The organism is Streptomyces sp. NPDC046909 (assembly GCF_040644695.1).
In the GTDB taxonomy this organism is placed as follows: Bacteria; Actinomycetota; Actinomycetes; order Streptomycetales; family Streptomycetaceae; genus Streptomyces.
Genome location: NZ_JBEYXC010000003.1, coordinates 477,330 through 492,608, shown reverse-complemented (window position 1 = coordinate 492,608; position 15,279 = coordinate 477,330). Strand labels below are relative to the sequence as shown.

Genomic DNA, 15,279 nt, shown 5'->3' with positions numbered 1-15,279 from the left:
CGCCTATTACACGTCACTCCCGCCCGTGCAGCGTGATCTCCACCAGCAGCGCCCGGTGGTCCGTGTCGGCCAGCTCCAGAAAGCGCGCCGACTCCGCCGAGAAGTCCGCCGACAGCAGGACGTGGTCGATCTGCGCGCCGAGTGTCGGCGCGGTCCGGGCCGGCCAGCTCGGCGTACGGGCGTCCCCGGCCAGCCGGGCGGCGTCCCGCAGCCCGGTGTCGAGGATGCGGCGGAACGCGGCATGGTCCTGGGAGGCGTTGAAGTCCCCGGCCAGCACGGTCGGCCGCCCCGCCTGTCCCGCCGCGAAGTCCCGCACCTCGCCCAGCTCCCGTCGCCACACGTCCAGCTGTCCGGGCAGCGGCGGCATCGGATGCGCGAGTTGCAGCCGTACGTCGTTCCCGCGCACGTCCGCGACGGCCCCCGGCATGCCCATCGTGCCGGGGATCGTCCCGGCCGCCCTCAGCGGGAACCGGCTCAGGATCACCGACCCCGCCGAACCGCCGCCCGCCACGGCCCGCCGGTACGGATAGTCGCCGGCGAGCGTCCGCTTCAGCTCGGCGTCGCAGACGTACTCGCACTCCTGCACGAACACCAGGTCCGGCTTCTCCTCGCGCACGACGCCGACCAGCGCGTCGGTCGCCTGCCCGAACTCCACGTTCGACGTCAGCACCTTCAGGGACGCCAGCACCGGCCCGTCCGGCTCGCTCGTCCTCCCGTACGGCTCGATGAACCAGGCCAGCAGCCCCAGCAGGACGAGGCTCCACACCACGCCGGGCCACCAGCGGGCGAGCAGGGTGAGGGCGAGGCCGAGCGCGGTGGGGGCGACCAGCCAGGGCAGGAAGGCGAGGAACTGGGGGACGGGGGTGAATCCGTCGCTGTCGGCGGCCCGGAATCCCATCACGACACTCACTCCGACGAACAGCGCGACGGCGGTCCAGACGCCGAGTCTCCGGCTCCTCGAACGTCCTGCGGGCTGTTCCGGTGGCTCCGGTGGTTCCGGTGGGCTGCTCACTGCCCCGACCCTACGAGGACGTGTCGACCTTTGTCAGGAACGCCCCCAGCGCCTCGTTGAACTCCTTCGGCCGCTCCAGGTTCGGCATATGGGCGGCGCCCTCGACGACCAGCAGCGTCGAGTCGGGCAGCGCGGCGTGCATCGCCTCCGCGTCGCTCACCGGGGTGTACTCGTCGTCCGCTCCTACGACGACCAGCGCGGGAACCGTCACCCGGGTCAGCAGCTCGCGGTAGTCGGGGCGGGCGGCACGGGCGCGCAGGGCCGCCGCGGCGCCCTCGGGGCCGGTGGCCGTCATCATGCGGTGCACGTGGGCCTTCACCTCCGCCTCCGCGTACGGCGCGACCATCTTCTCCAGCACCTCGTCGGCGTACCCCCGCATGCCCTCCCGCAGCAGCCGGTCCGCCATGGCGTGCCGGACCGTGACGCCCTCGGGTGTCTCCGCCGCCGGGAACGTGTCGGCGAGGACCAGCCCCCGGATCCGTTCCGGGAACTGCCGGTAGCAGTCCATGACGATCTGGCCGCCCATGGAGAGGCCGGCCAGGACACACGCGGACACCTCCCACTCGTCCAGCAGTGCCGCGATGTCCTGGGCGAATTCCGGGAACCCGGTGACACCGGGCGTCACCGGGGACGTCCCGTAGCCGCGCAGATCCGGGGCGATCACCTGGCGCGAGGCCGAGAAGGCCTCGATCTGCGGGGTCCACATCGTGTGGTCGAAGGGGTGGCCGTGGACCAGGACCAAAGGGATTGTTGGGACTGTTGCCATGTTTTCGGCGTTTTCGGCTGCCATGGCACCGACCCTAGATCGCCCCAACTCCTCGGTGCAATAAGATCTTTGCCCTCGGTGCAATCCAGCATCGTCGCACGTAGGGGGACCAGTGGGACCTGTGGAGGACTACCGACGCATCGCCGACCGGCTCGCCGCCGACATCGAGGCCGGTCGGCTCAAACCCGGCGAACGGCTCCCGCCGCAACGGCAGTTCGCCCGGCGGCGCGGGATCGCCGGGTCCACGGCCGGGCGGGTGTACGGCGAACTCGTGCGCCGGGGTCTGGTCGTAGGGGAGGTCGGGCGCGGCACCTTCGTAAGGGCCGCCCCCGCCGGGCCCACCGGGCGGGCGCTCACCGAGGACGCGACCCGGGCGCCCGTGAACATGGAGCTCAACTACCCGACGGCACCGGGCCAGTCGGAGCTCCTCGCCCCCGTCCTCGAACCCCTCCTGCGCCCCGACGTCCTCGCCGAGGCCCTCCTCCCGGCCGCCGCCACCGGCACCGCGGCGGCCCGCGCGGCGGCGGCCGACGTGCTCGCGCCGGGCTGGCGGCCCGACCCCGCCTGTGTGCTGTTCACCGGCAACGCCCGCCAGGCCATCGCGGCCACCCTCGCCTCCCTGGTCAGGCCCGGCGGCCGGGTCGGGGTGGAGGAACTGACGTATCCGCTGGTCAAAGAGATCGCGGCGCGGCTGGGGATCGCCCTCGTCCCGCTCGCCGGGGACGTGGAGGGGCCGTTGCCGGAGGCCGTCGCCGCGGCCCATCGCACCGCACCCCTGTCCGCGCTCTACCTCCAGCCGACGCTGCACAACCCGACGTCCCTGACGGTGGGGCGGGAGCGCCGACGCCAACTGGCGGCGGCTGTGGCGGACTTGGGGCTGCCCGTCGTGGAGGACCGCATCTGGTCCTTCCTGCACTCCGGCACCCCAGACAGCCCCGGCACCCCCGACCCCCTCGCCACCCACGCACCCGGCCTCACCCATGTCGTCGACAGCCTGTCCAAGCGGGTCGCGCCGGGGCTGACCGTCGGTTTCGTCGTCGCACCCCGGGAGCGGCTGCACGCCGTGGCCGCCGCGATCCGCTCCGGCGGGTGGAGCGCGGGCCGGTTCGCGCTGGAGGCGGCGGTGCGGGTGACCGGGGCGGGGGTCGTGCGGCGGCTGGTGGAGTCCAAGCGGGCGGACGCGGCGGAGCGGCAGCGGATCGTGGCCGAGGAGCTGGAGGGGCTCGGCGGGGGCGGCGAGTCCGGTAGGGGCATCCCGGGCGCCCGGGGCGTCGTACGGGCTCATCCGCAGGTCTATTACGCCTGGTGGGAGCTGCCCGCGCCCTGGCGGGCGGACACCTTCGCGGCCGCCGCCGCGGCGCACGGGATCGCCGTGACGCCGGGGCCCGCCTTCGCCGTCGATCCCAGCCGGACGCCGGACGCGGTCAGGCTCGGACTCGCGTCGACCGCGGTGCCGGATCTGCGACGGGCGCTGCGGACGCTTGCCGGCGTCGCGCGTACCGGGCCGTGAGCCAGGTGGCGGCGGCCGCGGTGAGGCCGAGGGCGACCAGCAGCCAGGACACCGTGCGCAGGGTGGCGGTGAGGGTGTCGTAGATGGCGCCCGCGGCCGGGCGGTGCCTCGCGTGCAGGTCGGCGAGGGTCAGGTGGCGGCCCAGTGCCACCGCGAGGCCCAGGAAGGCGCCGCCGAGTGCCGTGCCGAGGGAGGTCGCCGTGACCGCGCGGCGGCGGCACACGGCGACCGCGATCCCGGCGGCGGCGAGGGCGAGCGCGGTGACGGGCAGCCAGAAACCGGCGACCTCGAACGGCACGTACGGGTCGGTGAGTTGATGCCTCAGGCGAGGGAGCCGGACATTCCTGCCGTAGGTCGCCCAGGCCGCCAGCACCCCGAACGGCACGAGCAGACAGGCCAGGGCGATGAGGAGGGCCGAGAGGGCGTTGCGGAGGCGTGGGCGCACGGTTCCAGGCAAGGCCCGCCAGGGGTGGGGCGCGACCGGGGTGACTGCATATGGGCGCATCGCGGCACCCCCGCCGGCGAGCTCTCCGGTGGAGGGTTCACCCGAACGGGTGTTTCCTGGTTCTGGGGAGAAGGAGGCCGATTCATGCGCACCACTCCGGCCCTGCGGACCCTGGCCGCGATCCTGCTCACCGGCGGCACCCTGGCCGTCGCGGCAGCGGGCACCTCGGCCGCCGCCGCCCCGCCGACGTATGCCGATGGGCATGGTGGTGGCGGGGGATCAGGCGGTCCGATCTGGGGCACCATCGTCTCCGGCGTCGACCTCAATGTGAGGGCCGCGCCCACCACGCACTCGCCCGTGGTCACCCAGCTCTCGCCATGGAGCCAGGACCGCGTGGAGTGCATGGTCCTGGGGCAGAGCGTCAACGGCAACCCGTACTGGTACTGGCTCGTCGGCGCCCAGGGCTGGGCCAGCGCCGCGTTCGTCGACACCGGCGGCCGCCCGGTGCCGAGCTGCTCCGATCCGTGCCCCCAGTGGAAGGACGGTTCCTGGAGCAACTGGGACGACCCGTACTGGAACGACTCGTGGAGCGCGTCGGGGTCCGGCTCCTGGAGCGCTTCCGGCTCATGGAGCTGGAGCGCGGCCGGATCCTCGGCGGACGCCTGGGGCATGTTCCCGGGCGGCGGGTGAGGGATGAGAGGGAGACAAAGGGGCCCGGCGATCCCATGCCGGGCCCCTTTGCCGCGCCCCGTCAGTACACCCGGTTCCCCTCGGCGTCCTCATGCGTGTAATACCGGTAGAAGAACACCACGAACACGCCCGCGGTGACCGCCACCCCCAGCGCGATGGACCGGAGCACACTCTCCCCGGTCTGGCTGTACAGGAACCCGATCGCCGCCCCCGCGAACGCGGACTTCACCAGTGAATGCAGCTCGCGCTTGAGCAGCGGAGCGAAGGTCGCCACGGCGATGCACAGCACGATGAAGGCGATCGCGGTGACGAAACCGAACAGGATGTTCCAGCCGGTGATCTCACCGCCGCCACGCCGGTTCGCCGCGGCCCAGTAGCCGTAGACGAGCCCGAGGACCACGGGGATCCCGTACCGAGCCGCCCTGTGGACGCGCTCGCTGAAGATGTCGGGCAGTCGGGTGCCGCCACCGGTCATACCGCCGGACGCGGGTGCCGCATGAGCCATGAGAGGACTCCTCTCTCTCCTCGCCCCCCGGATTCCCCCGGATTCCAGAGCACACCTGCCGAGGACCCCTGGCAAGTCGGATGGCGGGCGGAAACCCCCCGTGTTTCGCTGAACGGCATGAAGCGCGACGTCCGCAGCCGTAGCGAGCTGCTGCGGATCGGCGGCCGCAGCGTGGCCTGGGTACCGCCGCTGCTGATGCTCGTCGGGATCACGCTGATCGACTTCAACACGGCCGGCGAGTTCCAGATGATCACGTGGGTCGTGCTGGTGCCGGGTATCGCCGCCGCGATCTGCGGGGTGTGGGGCACCGCCGCCTTCGCGGTGCTCGCGCTGCTGACCTTCCTCCTCGCCGACACCTCGTACCCGGACCGGTACCAGAGCGGACTGCCCGACTTCCTCCTCGTCGGCATCGGCGGCGCCCTCGCCGTGCTGGCCTGCGCGGTCCGGGTGCGCGGGGAGCGGCGGATGCTGCACATGCGGGACGTCGCCGACACCACCCGGCGCACCGTGCTGCGCCCGCTGCCCGACGACTGGGCCGGTCTGGACCATGCGGCGGTCTATCTGGCGTCCGATGTGGAGGCGCGGGTCGGCGGGGACTTCTACGACATCCAGCCCGGTCCGCACGGCACCCGCGTGCTCGTCGGGGACGTCCAGGGCAAGGGGCTCGGCGCGGTGGAGACGGCGGCGGCGCTGCTGGGCACCTTCCGTGAGGCGGGGTACCACGAGGCGGACCTCACGACGGTCGCCGACCGCCTGGAGGTGCGGATGCTGCGGCACCGCGGGCACATCAAGGCCCTCGGGCGCGGCGAGGAGGAACACCGGTTCGCCACCGCCGTACTCCTCGGCTTTCCCGACGACGCTCCCGACGCGGTGGACGTGGTCGTCTTCGGTCATGAGCCGCCGCTGATCGCCGGCCCCGGCGGGGTGCGCCATCTGCCGTCCGGCGAGGGGCTCCCGCTCGGCCTCGGCGAACTCGCCGCCGACGGTCCGCCGCCGGTGCGGCGCGTGCCCCTGGCCCCCGACGAGACGCTGCTGCTCACCACGGACGGCGTGACCGAGGCCCGGGACGCCGAGGGCCGCTTCTATCCGCTGGCCGCCGAGGTCACCGACGCCGTCGCCGCCGATCCGCGGATCGCCGAACCCCGGCGCCTGGTCGCCTTCGTGCGCGACGGCACACTGCGGCACTGCGGGGGACGGCTGGCGGACGACACGACGGTGTTCGCGGTACGGCGGCCCGCACGGCGGCAGGCGGGCGACGACCCGGCAGGAAAGGGACGTTTGCAGTCCTGAGGTCCACCTTTGCAGCCGCAGCGGTTACGGTGCTGCCGTACGTGATCGACGGGGGATGGGGAGGGACCGATGCCCGGAACCGTGCTGCTGCTCGCCGCCGCGCCCGCGGGCAAGGGGTGTCTGGTCGACGCGGCCTCCGTGCTCCCGGTCCTCGCGGCCGTACCGCCGGCTGTGCTGTCCGGCACGGACACCGCCAACGTCGTAGAGCTCGCCGACCCGTTGGAGCCGCAGGCGGTGCTGACGCGGCTGCGCGCCGCCGCCGCGGCCCCCGGCCCGCTCACCGTGTTCGTCACCGGGCAGCTCCAGTTGGACCGCCGGCAGCGTCTGCCGCACCTCGCCCTCGCCCGCACCACCCCCGCCACGGTCCGCTACACCGCCTTCCCCTGGCACTGGTTCCGGGAGGAACTGCGGCTGCGCCCGGCCGGTGCGACGGACTTCGTCCTCGATCTGCACGCCGACCCGGAGACCTGGGAGTGGCTGCGCGCCAACCCCCTGGACACCGGGCGCGACAGCGCCGTCCACGGCCGCATCGCCCCGCCGCCGTCCCGACGGACGGTCGCCACGCCCGCGTACATGAAGGCCGTCGCGACGATCCTGCGCAGCGGACACCGGCCCCCGCTCGACCAGTTGCACCAGCAGGCGCTCAGCCGGCTCCCGCAGGAGAGCGTGGGGTACGTGCTGACCGCGCGGGGGCCCGCCGCGGGCGACCCGCACGCCCTGATCTCCGCCGCCGTCGCCGCCCGGCGGCACGGGGACGCCGACGCGCTCGCCGCGCACCACGAGCTGACCGCCGTACGCGCCCAGGGGCCCGCCTCCGAGGAGGCCCTGCACTGGAGCGAAGTCCGCGCGGATCTCGCCATGTTCGCCGGGGATCCGGCGCGCAGCTGCCGGGCGTGGCTGGCGGTGGCGACCACCCGCCTGACCGCCGGGCAGGCCCCGGACGCGCCCGCCGTGGAGGCCGCCGTCGACCGGGCCCACCACCAGTGGGGTCAGATCACCGACCCGGCCCGGGCCCGTGAACTGGGGCCCGCGCTGGCCGACTTGCGGGCACGGGTGCCGGGGCGCCGGGAGGGCGCCCTCGACCATGTGCACAAGCATCTGCGGGAGTTGCAGACGCTCGGCTCGTGAGGACGAGGACCGGATCACCGTACGGACGACGTCGTTTCACAGGGGTGCCGTACGACCCCTCCCGTGCGCACAACTCGCCTGTCATGATGGTGAGTTATGGCTGAGGGGGATGGAGTGGCCTACCAGGGAATCCGTGTCAGGCTGGACGGGACCGCGAGCGAGGGCGACATCGGCGCGCTGCGCAAGTGGCTGGAGCGGGAGCAGCGCCTCGACGAGAAGGTGCGCGCCGGCGAACTGCACATCCAGGAACGGCCCCGCACCGACGAGACCGGCGCCCCGATGGGCATCGGCATGGACATCGTGGTGGCGATGGCGGGCGGCGCCGGAGCCGCGGTCGCCAAGGACCTGCTGGAGTATGTGAAACGGTCCGTGGCGGAGTGGCGGGACGTCCGCCGGGGCGTGGAGGACGGGGATCCGCCCTCGGGCCGCGTCGACCTCGTGGACCTCCCCGACGACAGGTAGGCCGGTGACCCGCTTCGACCCGCGCGGCCGGGTGAACCGGGCGCTGCTGGTGGGCGTCTCCGAGTACGAGTTCACCGAGCCGCCGCACGGCGTGCCCGGCGACCTTCCGGCCGTCAAGCACGATGTGAGCCGGCTGCGGGACGCGCTGCTGCGGGGCCGGGTGTTCGGCGAGCACGAGATCACCGTGTCCCGCTCGCCCTCCCAGGACGAGTTCAACCGGGCCCTGCACACCGCCGCAGGCGGCGCCGAGGGACTGCTCCTGCTGTACTTCGCCGGGCACGGCGCGATCCCGAGCGCGGGCGACGAGCTGTTCCTCCAGATGCACAACGCGCGCGTGGTCCCCGGGCGGCACGCGGTGTTCCCGGGCGCGGAGATGTTCACCACCGTGCTGACCGTCCTCGCAGGGAGCCCGGCCGAGCGGGTCGTGGTGATCCTCGACTGCTGCTTCGCGGGCAACGCGGCCTGGCTGTGGGAGCGGTTCGAGGACAAGCGGCGCGTGCTGCTGCTGATGAGCGTCCAGGCCAACCACCGGGTCGACGCGGGCGAACCGGGCACCCCGACCCCGTACACCGCCGAACTCGTCCGACTCCTCGACGAGGGCGGCGAGCTGGGGTTCCGGGAGCTGTCGGACGCGTTACGGGCCCGGATGGCGGCGGGCGGCCACGAGACCGTGCGGGGCGACCCCTGGGAGCCGCAGAGCAGGGCGGAGCCGGACGAGGACGTGCTGCTGTCGGCGGCGGGCGTACGGCCTCCCGAACCGCCCCCGCCCCCGGCACCCCCGCAGCCCGGACCGCCCCGGCCCCTCCTGGCCGCCCTGCGCGCCCTGCCCGCGCTCCTCGCCGCCCGGGCCGCCACGCTCGCCGCCAGGACGCGCCGCTCCCGCGTCTTCGGGCTGCTGCGCGCGGTGGGCCCGACCCGCCTCACCGCCCTGCTCGCCCTCGCCGCCGCCGGCCTCGGCGGCTACGGCATCGTCGTGCTCACCTCCGAGTCGACGCCCTGCGCCCCGCCCCTCGAACTGCGCGTCCTCACCGACCCCGACCTCGCCCCGACCGTCACCGCGGCCGCCGACGCCTATCTGACGTCGGCGGCGAACACCACCGGCGACGGCTGCCGGCGCAGCGGCATCACCGTCTACAGCGCGGGCGCCGCCGACACGGTCGCCGCCCTCGGCCAGGACTCGGTGGCCTGGCAGGAGCCGCCGGACGAGGACACCAACCCGCAGCGCGACGTGGGCCCGCAGCCCGACGTGTGGATACCCGCCTCGCCCGCCGACGCCGCCCGGGTCGCCGCCGCCCAGGACAGCGACGCCGTGGCCCAACTGGCGCCGGACGAGGAGCCGTTGGCGTACTCGCCGGTCGTGCTGGCCGTACCGGAACGGATCGCCGGCAAGGCGCGCGGGGACCAGGTCGGACTCTCCCTGTCCGTGATGATCGAGCAGCTGCGCTCGCGCGAACCGAAGGCCGAAGTGCGCCGCCCCGACCCGGAGTTCGCCGCCTCCGCGCTGCTCGCGACGGTCGGTCTGTACGGCCCCGAGAACACCGACCCGTCCTCCGGCGAGCAGAAGCTCGCCCAGCCGGGGCCGCCCGCCCCGACCGCCGCCGACCTGCTGTGCACGCTGCCCGACGACGACGCCGTCGACAACCGCACCGCCGCCCTCGTACCGGAGTTCCTCCTGAAGAGCGGCGTCGGCTGCGACCGCACGACCCGCACCCCGCGCACCGCCCAGTACGCCAATGACGTGCCCGGGGTGCAGCCCACCTTCGTCCGGGTGCGCTGGCGGGGCGCCGACCGCGACGAGTCCGCGCGCGACGAGGCCGCCGGACGGTTCCGGAGCTGGCTGACCGGGCGGCAGGGCCGGGCCGTGTTCGCCCGGGACGGCTTCCGCACCCCGGGCGGCCGCCTCGAAGCGCCCCCCGCCCCGGGGGTGTTGGCCGATCCGGCCCCGCTGGACGAATCCGCCGGAGGCGACGAGATGACGGCGGCCCTGGCCACCTACCGCGCCGTCCACGGCCCCGGCCGGGTCCTCTTCCTCCTCGACAGCTCCGGCTCGATGGCGGGCCTGTGGGAGGGGCCGAGCGGCGGCCCCGGCCTGCTGAAGCAGTCCCTGGGCGGGCTCGGGGACGCGGACGAGTACGGCGTCTGGGCGGTCTCCGGCACCTCCGGCGACCGCCCCTACGAAACCGCCCTCCCCTTCGGCCCGCACGCCCGCAAGGACGCCGAACGCGAGATCGACGCCCGCGCCCGGGTCCGCGGCGCCGAGGCCGATCCGCCCGCCGCGCTGCTCGCCGCGCTCGACGACATGGCAGGCCGCGGCGCCGCCGACGACCGCCCACAGCTCGTCGTGTACGTCACCGACGGCGAGGACGACAACCGCCTCACCGGCGCCGCCCTCGACGACGTCCTCACCCGGGCCCGCTCGGCACGCGTCCCCGTGGCCACGGTCTCCCTGAAGAGCGGCGGCTGCGACCCCGACCGGCCCGCGGCCCGTATCTCCACCGCGAGCGGGGGCCGTTGCCTGGACGCCGACGACGACCTCGGAGCGGGCCTGACGGACGAGGTGGCGCGCACGGGGACGGGGGAGGGCTGATGGGCCGGGGAGGGCTGATGAGCCGACGGCGGGGGTGCCTGCCGGCGGCTCGGCGGGGGCGAGGGGTTCGGGGCGGAGCTCTGAGCGGAGTTGGGGGCGGAGGCGTGGTCCGTCGGTCCCGACTGCTGGTCACCGCCCTGCTGTTGGTCCTCGCCGCCTGTACCGGCGGCTCCCCCGCCGCCGGGCCCTCGCCCGATGTCGATGTCGCCGGGGACATCGTGGTCGCCGGGGGGCGGGACGTCACCGGGCAGAACGGGATCCGGCAGCAGCTGATCGACGCGTGGAACGAGCGGGAGGCGGCGGCGAACACCGGGTACCGGGCCCGGCTCGTCGAGCTCTCCGGCAGCGCCGACGAACAGCGCAGCCAGCTGCTGGGCGCCCTCCAGTCCGGCAGCGCGGCGTACGACGTCGTCAACCTGGACGTGACCTGGGTGCCGGAGTTCGCCGCCGCCGGGCTCATCCGCCCGCTGCCCGCCGATGTGCTCGACGCCGACCACATCAAGTCGGTCGCGGAGACGGCGAGTTGGGACGGCGGGGTGTACGCGGTGCCGTTCAACAGCGACGTGGGGCTCCTCTACTACCGCCCCGACCTGCTCAAGGCGGCCGGGATCACCCGGACCGACCTGAGCGCGGGCCTCGACTGGGGGCAACTGGAGGATCTCGTCGAGGTGATCGACGAGGACCCGCCCAAGGGCGCCTACGAGAAGGGCTGGACCACCCAGCTCGCCCCCTACGAGGGCCGCACGGTCAACGCGGTCGAGGCGTTCGCGTCGGCGGTCCCCGGCCTCCGGCTCACCGCCCCCGACGGCCACTACGACGGTGACGTCGGCCAGTTGACCGCCGGGATCGCCGAACTCCGCCGCCGCACCGAGGCCCCGTACACCCTCCAGGACGCCGTCCGCTCCGACGAGGCCGCCACCCTGGACGACTTCGCCGACGGCCGCACCGCGTTCCTGCGGCACTGGCCGTACGCCTACCGCACCCTCCACCGGTCCTTCCCCGCCGACCGGCTGGGCGTCGCCCCGCTCCCCGGCCGGGCGGTGCTCGGCGGCCAGAACCTCGCCGTCGCCCAGGGCTCGGCCCGGGCCGGCAAGGCGACCGAGCTGATCAGGTTCCTCACCGGGAAGCAGAGCGAACGCTGTCTGCTGGACGCGGGGTTCGCGGCGACACGGACCTCGGCGTACACGAGCGAGGGCGTCCGCTGCGCCCTGTCCGCGACGACCCCCTCGCCCTCCCCGACCGGCGAGCGCGCCGACCTCATGCCCCGGGACGCGGAGGGCCGCCCCGCCTACGCCCGCCGCATCCTGCTCCCCGCCCTGCGCAACGCGGTCCAGCGCCCGCGCACCCCGCTGTACGGCGCCTTCACCCAGACGTTCACGGCCCAGTTGGGGCCGCTGCTGGGGGACAGCCCGCCGGGGGACGCGGAGGTGGCGGCGGCGCTGGACGAGGCGCTGCGGAAGGCGTTGCCGGACTAGGTGCGCTGACCGGAGGGGCCCGTTCAGCGCACCAGGTAGCTGAGGGCTCCCGAGACCAGGGTCCGCACCCCGGGTGCCACCACCGACAGGTCCGGCGCGAAGTGCGGGCTGTGGTTGCTGGGCAGGGCGTCGAGCCGGGCCAGCAGGTCGTCGCCGCCGGGCGCCGCGTCCCAGGTCGCGGCCGGTGTGGTCGTCACGAACCAGAAGGAGTACGGCTGTCCGTCCGCCGCCAGCCGGGAGAAGTCCTCGCTGCCCATCGCCGGGCCCGGGTCGAAGACCGTGCCGTCGCCGAAGACCTCGCGGTGCACGTCGGCGATCCGCCGGTCGGTCTCCGCGTCGTTCACGGTCACCGGGAAGGAGCCGCCCAGCGTCACCTCCGGTTCGCGCGGGCACCCGGCGGCCAGGCACTCGCCCTCGGCGATCCGGCGGATCGCGGCGACCATCCGGTCCCGTACCGCCTCCGACTGGGTGCGCAGGTTGAGGGAGATCCGGGCGGTGGACGGGATGATGTTGGCCGCCGTACCGGCCTCGATCCGCCCGACGGTCAGCACGGCGGACTCGCGGGGCGCGACCTCCCGGCTGACGACGGTCTGGAGCCGCGTGACGATGTACGCGGCCGTCACGACGGGATCGACGGTCGTCTCGGGCCGGGACCCGTGCCCACCGCGCCCGTGCACCACGATGTCGACGTCCGTGGTGGCCGACAGAATCAGCCCGGGAACATGCGGGTACAGCCCCACCGGCCCCGGTGCCGCGTGCTGCCCCAGCAGCACATCCGGCCGCGGCACCCGCTCGTACAGCCCGTCCGCGATCATCGCCGCCGCCCCGCTGCCGGTCTCCTCGGCGGGCTGCCCCACCAGCACGAGCGTCCCGGACCAGGCGTCCCGCCCCGCCGCGAGCGCCTCGGCGGCCCCGGCCAGCCAGGTCACATGCAGATCGTGCCCGCACGCGTGCATCACGCCGTCCGCCTCGGAGGCATACGGCAGCCCGGTCTCCTCCCGCACCGGCAGTGCGTCCATGTCGGCGCGCAGCAGGACGACCGGCCCGTCCCCGTTGCGCAGGACGCTGGCGACCCCGGTACCGCCGACCCCCTCGACGGTGTCGTACCCCGCCTCCTTCAACCGCTCCGCGAGCCGGGCGGCGGTCCGGTGCTCCCGGCCGGAGAGTTCGGGGTGGCGGTGCAGGTCCCGGTAGAAGTCCTCCAGGTCCGTGACGGGGAGGGCGGCGGTGAGGTCCAGGGCGGTGCGGGCGGCGGGGGAGGTGGAGGTCATGGACGGCAGGGTATGCCGCGGGGTGGCGCCGAGGGCGGGATCAACCGGACGGCGTGGGGCGGCTTTCCAGGCGGGCCAGACCGGCGGGCAGGGGGAGCCCTCACCCGGACGCCCTGCCCGTGGACCGCATCCCCAGCCACTGCTCGGCGCCCCAGGCCTCGAACCGCTCCACCTCCGTGAACCCCAGCTTCGCCGCGAGCCGCATCGAGCGGGCGTTGGCGGTCTGGGTGTGGAGCACCGCCGGTTCTCCGGGAAGCGCGTCGGAGAGCCAGCCGAGTGCCGCCGCGCACGCCTCGCCGGCGTACCCGTGTCCCCACGCCCGCGGCAGGAACAGGTAGCCGAGGTCGACCTTGCCCGCGGCGGCCGGGCGACTGTGCGCCGGTGCCCTCCTGAGCAGGAGCTGGCCGATCATGGCCCCGTCCAGCTCGACGACGAAGCTCCCGGGCCACCGCTCGGGCACCTCGGGCGTCTCGCGTTCGAGGTCGGCGCGCTGCCGGGGCCCGCCGAGGTAGGTGTGCACGTCCGCCGAGGCGAGCAGTTCGATGAACGCCGTACGGTCCCGGGCCTCGGGGGCGCGGAGGACGAGCCGTTCGGTCCTGATCGGGGCGGGTGGCCAGGGGACGGGGCCGAGGCCGGTCACGGCGGGCGGACTGTCGGACATGCCCGGCAAGCTATCGCACGCCCGTGCGGGCGGCCGCGCGATGCCCTCCTACCACCCCATGTTCTGGGCGACCTCGGCCTGTGCGGCGGTGATCTCCTCGGCGGTCGCGCCGGTGAAGTCCTTCTCGGTGTCGGACTCCAGCCGGGCGTAGAGATCGGCCAGCGCCTGTTTCTGTGCGGGGTGGGTGACCGGCACCGTGTCGAGGTCGACGTCGCGGAGCCAGTCGAACAGGACGAGGGCGTCCGCCTCCCAGAGGGGCACGGTCACGAGAGGCACGTCGTAGGGGAACGGCTTGCCGGATCTCATGGACGCATGATGGACATGGGGCGGCAGCCGACGCAAGCCGACGCAAAGGGGGCGCGGCGGGTCCGCTGTCCGCGTTGCCCGGACAGCGAGCGGCCGCCGGCGGAGGAGGTCCGCCGGCGGCCGTTGCCTGTCGTGCCTCAGCTGTCCCGCGTCGGCTGTCCCGCGTCAGCGGCCCTTCGCCGTGCCCAGGACGTACGACGCGTACAGGTACGCGGCTTCCAGGATCAGCCTCGTGGGGTCGCCGAAGATGTCCCGCCGGTAGCCCACCAGCGGGTGGGGGTCCCGGACCACCCGCCCCTGGGCCGCGTCCTGGCGGACCAGCTGGTTGAAGTGAGAACTCAGGTTGTCCCAGTCGTTCTCCAGTTCGGCGTACTCGGCCGGGATGTGGAAGGTGCCGTCCACGCCCATGACGGTGGCGATCTGATCCCGCATGAGCCGGAAGCGTGCCGACTCGGAGAGGAACTGGGTCATCACCAGGACGCCCCAGGCCATCTGCTCGTCGCCGTGCCCGTTGTACAGGTTCCAGACCGCCGAGTTGAGGGTGCCCCGACTGATCCCCAGGCCGGCGCGCGGCCGGCCGGTGAACCGCTCGAGATCGACGTAGTTCTCACCGAACCGGGTCTGCTCCTGCACCTTGGACTTGCGCCACTGACCGTTGTCCCAGCGGGCGGACTCGGCCTCGTAGGGCTTGCCCTTCTTGTTGGTCTTGGTGGCCTCGGTGTTGCGGGTGCCGAGGTAGTGGTAGGTGTTGTACTTGTCCCACCAGCCGATGAGGTACAGGTCGGAGCGGCGCAGGTTCAGGCGGACGACCGCGTCGTTGCCCCACGCCTGGATGTCCACGCGGATGTACGCGTTGGTCGAATGGGTGTCGACCCAGCTGGGCGTGTGGTCCACCCGGTAGCCGCCGGCGTTGCGCACGCTGGTGCTCCCGCCGTCGTTGACGCGGTCACGGATCGTGTCGATGAACCTTCTGTAGGCCGCCGCGCCGTCGGTCCCGATCCGGAAGGCCGGATTGCCGTCGGCCGCGCTCGCGCTCTGCAGGACGCCCAGCGGGCCGAGCAGGGTGGCGAAGATCGACAGCACGAGTGTGGTGACGATCGACCCGACGGTGACTCTTCGGCCACGCTGTCCGGATCTTGCTTCGATGACGTCGGTAGCGGACATGCGCTGA

At 73.9% G+C, this 15,279-nt stretch carries 15 protein-coding genes; 7 read left to right on the top strand and 8 right to left on the bottom strand.

The annotated features are described in order from the left end of the window. Positions 1 to 13: 13 nt before the first annotated feature. Positions 14 to 922, bottom strand: a complete 909-nt coding sequence (locus ABZ928_RS11020) for an endonuclease/exonuclease/phosphatase family protein (protein WP_361517644.1) — start codon at positions 920 to 922, stop codon at positions 14 to 16. A 100-nt stretch (positions 923 to 1,022) separates the two neighbouring features. Further along, positions 1,023 to 1,802 (bottom strand): alpha/beta hydrolase, encoded by a 780-nt coding sequence (locus tag ABZ928_RS11015; RefSeq protein ID WP_361516942.1) that lies wholly within the window; start codon positions 1,800 to 1,802, stop codon positions 1,023 to 1,025. Between the two features lie 97 nt (positions 1,803 to 1,899). Here ABZ928_RS11015 and ABZ928_RS11010 point away from each other — a divergent pair, with 97 nt between their 5' ends. Further along, positions 1,900 to 3,288, top strand: coding sequence for a PLP-dependent aminotransferase family protein (locus ABZ928_RS11010; protein WP_361517642.1), 1,389 nt, complete (start codon positions 1,900 to 1,902; stop codon positions 3,286 to 3,288). On the opposite strand, the gene ABZ928_RS11005 is transcribed toward ABZ928_RS11010, so the two are convergent. After that, positions 3,203 to 3,733, bottom strand: coding sequence for a hypothetical protein (locus ABZ928_RS11005; protein WP_361516940.1), 531 nt, complete (start codon positions 3,731 to 3,733; stop codon positions 3,203 to 3,205). The two genes, ABZ928_RS11010 and ABZ928_RS11005, sit on opposite strands and share 86 nt — an antisense overlap. A 144-nt stretch (positions 3,734 to 3,877) precedes the next feature. Between ABZ928_RS11005 and ABZ928_RS11000 the strand changes: the two genes are divergently transcribed. Continuing rightward, entirely contained in the window at positions 3,878 to 4,423 is a 546-nt protein-coding gene (locus tag ABZ928_RS11000; protein ID WP_361516938.1) for an SH3 domain-containing protein, read from the top strand. Positions 4,424 to 4,484: 61 nt separating this feature from the next. On the opposite strand, the gene ABZ928_RS10995 is transcribed toward ABZ928_RS11000, so the two are convergent. Then, positions 4,485 to 4,928 carry a hypothetical protein gene (locus ABZ928_RS10995; RefSeq protein ID WP_361516937.1) on the bottom strand — a complete coding sequence of 148 codons (444 nt, stop codon included), beginning with the start codon at positions 4,926 to 4,928 and terminating at the stop codon, positions 4,485 to 4,487. Between the two features lie 117 nt (positions 4,929 to 5,045). On the opposite strand from ABZ928_RS10995, the gene ABZ928_RS10990 reads away from it, so the two are divergent. The 5 genes from ABZ928_RS10990 to ABZ928_RS10970 all read left to right on the top strand — a co-directional run bounded on the left by ABZ928_RS10990 (position 5,046) and on the right by ABZ928_RS10970 (position 11,870). Continuing rightward, positions 5,046 to 6,218, top strand: a complete 1,173-nt coding sequence (locus ABZ928_RS10990; protein WP_361516935.1) for a PP2C family protein-serine/threonine phosphatase — start codon at positions 5,046 to 5,048, stop codon at positions 6,216 to 6,218. A 69-nt stretch (positions 6,219 to 6,287) separates the two neighbouring features. Then, a complete protein-coding gene (locus ABZ928_RS10985; RefSeq protein ID WP_361516933.1) occupies positions 6,288 to 7,346 on the top strand; it encodes a hypothetical protein in 1,059 nt (352 codons plus the stop codon). Positions 7,347 to 7,460: 114 nt separating this feature from the next. Further along, positions 7,461 to 7,808: a hypothetical protein gene (locus ABZ928_RS10980; protein WP_361516931.1), complete on the top strand. Its 348-nt coding sequence runs from the start codon at positions 7,461 to 7,463 to the stop codon at positions 7,806 to 7,808. Between the two features lie 4 nt (positions 7,809 to 7,812). After that, positions 7,813 to 10,395, top strand: a complete 2,583-nt coding sequence (locus ABZ928_RS10975) for a caspase family protein (RefSeq protein WP_361516930.1) — start codon at positions 7,813 to 7,815, stop codon at positions 10,393 to 10,395. A gap of 104 nt (positions 10,396 to 10,499) precedes the next feature. Further along, positions 10,500 to 11,870 carry an extracellular solute-binding protein gene (locus tag ABZ928_RS10970; protein ID WP_361516928.1) on the top strand — a complete coding sequence of 457 codons (1,371 nt, stop codon included), beginning with the start codon at positions 10,500 to 10,502 and terminating at the stop codon, positions 11,868 to 11,870. A 23-nt stretch (positions 11,871 to 11,893) separates the two neighbouring features. Here ABZ928_RS10970 and ABZ928_RS10965 read toward each other — a convergent pair whose 3' ends face one another. The 4 genes from ABZ928_RS10965 to ABZ928_RS10950 form a co-directional block, all read right to left on the bottom strand. Then, on the bottom strand, positions 11,894 to 13,141 hold the full coding sequence (locus ABZ928_RS10965) for an amidohydrolase (RefSeq protein ID WP_361516926.1): 1,248 nt from the start codon (positions 13,139 to 13,141) through the stop codon (positions 11,894 to 11,896). 100 nt (positions 13,142 to 13,241) lie between these two features. Then, positions 13,242 to 13,781: a GNAT family N-acetyltransferase gene (locus tag ABZ928_RS10960; RefSeq protein WP_361517640.1), complete on the bottom strand. Its 540-nt coding sequence runs from the start codon at positions 13,779 to 13,781 to the stop codon at positions 13,242 to 13,244. 69 nt (positions 13,782 to 13,850) lie between these two features. Continuing rightward, positions 13,851 to 14,108: a hypothetical protein gene (locus ABZ928_RS10955; protein ID WP_361516924.1), complete on the bottom strand. Its 258-nt coding sequence runs from the start codon at positions 14,106 to 14,108 to the stop codon at positions 13,851 to 13,853. A gap of 165 nt (positions 14,109 to 14,273) precedes the next feature. Next, entirely contained in the window at positions 14,274 to 15,272 is a 999-nt protein-coding gene (locus ABZ928_RS10950; RefSeq protein WP_361516923.1) for a ribosome-inactivating family protein, read from the bottom strand. Positions 15,273 to 15,279 lie beyond the last annotated feature (7 nt).